Annotated in this window: 4 protein-coding genes; 2 read left to right on the forward strand and 2 right to left on the reverse strand. The window is 52.8% G+C overall.

Annotation, left to right across the window (positions count from 1 at the left end):
- A partial coding sequence (locus ACLIRY_RS26795; RefSeq protein WP_413208480.1) for a hypothetical protein occupies positions 1 to 675 on the forward strand: 675 nt, incomplete at its 5' end.
- On the opposite strand, the gene ACLIRY_RS26800 is transcribed toward ACLIRY_RS26795, so the two are convergent.
- Together ACLIRY_RS26800 and ACLIRY_RS26805 are read right to left on the reverse strand one after the other, a co-directional pair.
- Positions 672 to 1,115: a hypothetical protein gene (locus ACLIRY_RS26800; protein ID WP_413208481.1), complete on the reverse strand. Its 444-nt coding sequence runs from the start codon at positions 1,113 to 1,115 to the stop codon at positions 672 to 674. The genes ACLIRY_RS26795 and ACLIRY_RS26800 overlap by 4 nt on opposite strands.
- 466 nt (positions 1,116 to 1,581) lie before the next feature.
- Positions 1,582 to 1,923 carry a helix-turn-helix domain-containing protein gene (locus ACLIRY_RS26805; protein ID WP_413208482.1) on the reverse strand — a complete coding sequence of 114 codons (342 nt, stop codon included), beginning with the start codon at positions 1,921 to 1,923 and terminating at the stop codon, positions 1,582 to 1,584.
- A gap of 269 nt (positions 1,924 to 2,192) precedes the next feature.
- Between ACLIRY_RS26805 and ACLIRY_RS26810 the strand changes: the two genes are divergently transcribed.
- The coding region (locus ACLIRY_RS26810) for a MobA/MobL family protein (protein WP_413208483.1) at positions 2,193 to 3,069 on the forward strand (877 nt) is incomplete at its 3' end.

A 3,069-nucleotide genomic window follows, 5' to 3' on the forward strand; every position in this document is an offset into this window, starting at 1 on the left:
TATTGGGAAAAGGCTGTTGAAGCAGCTCGCAAGAGGGGCTTTTCTCCAGAGATTGAAAGGACAGAAATTCATTTGCAGGTGGCAAAAGAGTTCGTTGCAGCAAAGAAACCCCTTCCCCACTCAAGTGCTCGGATTGCTGAAATTGGGGATCGTCGTTGGAATGCCCTAGAAGCCGATAGAAAGGCCGCTGAGAAGGCCCAGCAAGAAAACGCTCGTAAGGCCGAAGCCGAACGGAGACGCGCACAGGAGGCCGAAAAAACGGCCCTAGCAGATCGTTATGAAGCACGGTGGCGGATTGCTGAAAAAGCAGCGAAGGCTGCGCAAGGGGCCGAGTGGCAAAAATCCCAGCTCGAACAGGCTCACCCGTGGCGGGCACGTCTCCACAAGATTGGTCTAAAATTTGGCCCTCTCTCTGAGGTCGAGGGCCGGATAAAAGCCGCTCAGAAGGCCGGAGAAGTGTTATTGGCCGATACTGAAGGGCGCAACGCCTGGAAAGAACGGCGAGCGGTTCTAGAGGCAAAAAAACAGGCTGAAGCTCGGAAAATTGAAGCAGAGCGGCAAGCGGCTTTGCAGAAAGAGGCTCAAAAGCGGAGAGCCGCCAAACCAAAGAATGAACAAGCGAAGACCAAAGCCCCAAAAAAGGGGCAAGGTCCCGGCTTTGGAATGGGTTTTTAGTCCGCTAAATCTTCATCTATTTTCCGGGCTGGAAGGTCTGGTTCCATACCGGGCAATGCGGGCTGTGATGGTGGGGGTAAACCGTCACCAGCTGGGAGTTGCTGTTCGCCTGTGAACATCGCAGGGACATGCTCTAGAGGCTCTAAACGCTCAAGTTCGGCTTGGTCCGGTTGCTCGTTGTCAGATACCAGAACAGCCGCCGAAAATAGGCTGTACCGGATACCGTCACGCTTGCCGCTCCAGGCTACCCGGTCGTTGACGATGTAAGCGCAGGACGTGCCATTTGGCCCAATTTGGCGAACTTCAATCCATTTGTCAGCCCGAAGCACGTCAAGCGCCCGTTGGAATGTGCGAACGGAACAGTTAGCCAGCCTAGCAAGGTTCGCTTGGCTGGCGACGATAGCATTATGTCTGCCCATCTGGGCGACAAGCACCATCATGACTGATGCGGCCCTAGGATTTTCCGCCGCCAGAATTGCCCAACGTTCAAGCGCTGCACGTTCTACCTGCACCCAGGACCCACCTGGGGCAGTCGTCAAACCTACTTGTCTGCTTCTGCCTGTTGCCATGACGCAGCCCTCAGTCAACGGTGTCGTAAAATGCGACATCAATGACCGAGGGATAGGCCAAAATAGTGTCCAATGTCAAGACATCAATGTCGTAAAATACGTCAACCGTACGACATAGCTGGTGTCGTAGGGGTACGACATAGCTGGTGTCGTACCCCCCCCCTATAACACTATGATTTAAATGAATTTTTTTTTGTCTCTTCTATGATCTCAATGATCCCCCTGAAAAGGGGCCTTGAGGGAGTTATCCACGCCTGACCGACGCGCCCCCACAGCGCTAGGAGGGCGGGGGTGGATAACTCCTTGATCATGCGGCACCTGGCCGATTTCTATTTGGTCAACTCATATTGTTTTGAATCCACTTTTCAAAAGTTTCTAAAAGCCACCGCGGGCTTTTCCCAATACGGATGTCATGCTCTGGAAATGATGCTTCATCATCGTTACTTTGAATTTCTTCTAATGTTCTCATACGAGAACCAACGGTCATTTGAAAACCACCTGGAGAAAATGTACCAATTTCAGTATTTTTTTCAGTATTAGGAGTATTTTTCTTTGATGAATTTCGTACCCATCTATCAAATGTTGATCTAGAAATTCCAAGTCTATTTGAAATTTGGTCTGCCGTTAAAAGAACAGCTTCACCAGAAGCAATTTTCTTGACGATCTGAGGGTCGGGCATTTTATACCTCCATATACAGTCTTTTGTCATCAAAGACCTCCATTGATATTCAATTGCCACCATTCGTCGTCATCTGTCAATCAGAAGCCTGTATCACTCAAGCGGCTCCTCTTCTCTTGCCGTAAAACCACCCCGTAGCGTAGCGGAGCCCTCCCCTTGCGGGAGGGTAGTCTGTCCGATAGGATGGACTAGGGCGCACTTATGGGTTTCTGCGAAACCCGTGCTTCGGGGAGACCCCGAACCCCCATAGGACGACAGGAAAAAAAACCTTGGCCATCTACAGCCTGAACCACCGCAGCATCGGGAAATCGACCCATGCCCCCGGCACCGCCGGGGCACATGTCGATTACATCACCCGGGACAGCGCGGCCCGGGTTGTTCTGGCTGAGCACATGCCAGAACAACGGCATGAGGCCCACGCCTGGCTTGACCAGGCAGAAGCCTCAGACCGGAAGAACGGCAGGGTTTGCGACAAGGTGATGCTGGCCCTTCCTCGTGAATTGTCACCGGAAGAGCGGGCGGACTTAGTCCGTGATTTTGCTCGGCAGGTAAGCCAGGGCAAGGCGCCTTGGATGGCGGCGATCCATGACAAGGGCAAGGATGCTCAGAACCCCCACGCCCATCTTGTCATCCGTGACAAAGACCCAGAGACAGGAAAGCGCGTGGCCTGTTTGTCGGAAAAGGGCAGCACAGAACGATTGCGCGAGCTTTGGGAGACGACGGCCAACGCTCATTTGGAGCGTGCCGGCCATACGGTCCGGATCGATCGGCGGACCCTTGCCGCTCAAGGGATCGAGCGGAAGGCGCAAATTCACGTTGGACCGCGTGCTAAGGCGATGGTTGAGCGCGGTGTGGAGCCTGTCACGAAGACACGGACAGATCACCGCGGCCGGAAGATCCAGTATCTCCAAATTGAGTCTCTTGGAGAGAAGACAAGAACTCGCGTTGGCTACAACGCAAAGATCATCAATCTCAACGAGCAAAAAGCCAAAAATGAGGCCCGAAAGTGGGATCTTTCATATTGGGAAAAGGCTGTTGAAGCAGCTCGCAAGAGGGGCTTTTCTCCAGAGATTGAAAGGACAGAAATTCATTTGCAGGTGGCAAAAGAGTTCGTTGCAGCAAAGAAACCCCTTCCCCACTCAAGTG

The organism is Rhodospirillum sp. A1_3_36 (assembly GCF_047263945.1).
Lineage (GTDB): Bacteria > Pseudomonadota > Alphaproteobacteria > Rhodospirillales > Rhodospirillaceae > Rhodospirillum.

Bases quoted from the DNA above. Each gene is read 5' to 3' on its own strand.
- ACLIRY_RS26800 (WP_413208481.1), bottom strand. From the start codon at position 1,115: ATGATGGTGCTTGTCGCCCAGATGGGCAGACATAATGCTATCGTCGCC.
- ACLIRY_RS26805 (WP_413208482.1), bottom strand. From the start codon at position 1,923: ATGCCCGACCCTCAGATCGTCAAGAAAATTGCTTCTGGTGAAGCTGTT.